Source organism: Pseudonocardia lacus, from assembly GCF_018531445.1.
Taxonomy (GTDB): Bacteria; Actinomycetota; Actinomycetes; order Mycobacteriales; family Pseudonocardiaceae; genus Pseudonocardia; species Pseudonocardia lacus.
The window spans coordinates 1-1,166 of the sequence record NZ_JAHDTH010000468.1; the positions used below are offsets into that span (position 1 = coordinate 1).

General features: G+C 79.0%; 1 protein-coding gene. It reads right to left on the reverse strand.

Annotated features, from left to right (window positions below; genetic code table 11):
- Nucleotides 1-321: 321 nt before the first annotated feature.
- Nucleotides 322-1,166: vWA domain-containing protein (locus KIK08_RS39120; RefSeq protein ID WP_214408344.1), on the reverse strand; the 845-nt coding region annotated here is incomplete at its 5' end.

Below are 1,166 nucleotides of genomic sequence, written 5' to 3' on the forward strand. Positions count from 1 at the left end.
CGCCGCGGCGGCCGCGGCCCGCCCGTCGACGACCTGCGCGTCCGGTGCGGGCTCCACGGCACCCTCGCCCGGCCCGGCCCCGCCGTCGAAGCGGCGCGTGCCGGGCGTCGCGTTGTGGTGGGCGGGGTGGGCAGCGTCCCACGCTCCACTCGGCTCGTCGGCCATCTGCCGCTCCCGCGGTCGGGACCCGCCGGGATCGGCCGGTCGTCACCGACCCAACGACGCCGAGCCCGTCACGGCGCGGCCCTGCGCCGCTCGATCCCCAAGTGAGTGATCGACCGTGCCCTGCGTGACCATCGGGCCCGGTGGCCGGGCGGCCGGTCAGCCGGGCAGCCCTTCGGCCGCTGCGTGCAGGAACGCGGCGCGGACCTCCCCCGGGCCGCTCGCGTGCTCGACCCGCGCACCCACAGGGGTGAGCGCTTCGGCCAACCGGGTGGCGTCCGATTGTGCACCGAGCGTGACGACAGTCAGCCGCACCGGGCGCGCCGGATCGGCCCGGACCCGCAGGTGCTCGGCCAACTGCTCGGCCGTCAGGGCGCCGGGATCGGCCTCGTCGCGGCCGTCGGTGATCACGAAGACGTGGTCGGGCACGCCGTTGCGGTGGCCGTTGCGGGCGGCCGTGTAGGCGGCGAGCACCGTGTCGTGCAGCCCGCTGCCGGTCTCCCGCGGCAGCAGGCCGCCCAGCGCGGCCCCCAGCGCGGCCCGCTGCTCCGCGCCGAGGTCGGCCGGTTCGAGCAGCACGCGGTGGTCCAGCGGCGGGGCCAGGCCCGCGCCGAACTCCCACAGGCCCAGCCGGGCGTCGTCGGGGAGCATGGCGGCGATGCCGCCCAGCCCCTCGCGGGCCACGTCGGCCAGCGGTCGCCCACCCGCGGAGTGCGCGCCCATCGAGCCGGACACGTCGACCACGGCCAGCACGTCGGCCCGCCGGTCGGCCCAGTACCAGGTGCTGAACACCCGGTCCACGCGACGCGGCTCCAGCACGTCGAACAGCGGAGCCGTCGCCGGGGGCAGCTCACCCGGCCGCGCCCCGGGCGGCAGCCCGATCCCCGGCCGGCGCAGACCGGCCGCGGCCAGCGCGTCCGACGACCCGGGACCGGTCAGCGCCGCCCACAGCCGCTCCAGGCGCGCGGCGCGGGCCGGGTCGGCGAGCGCCTCGGGCGTCGGGA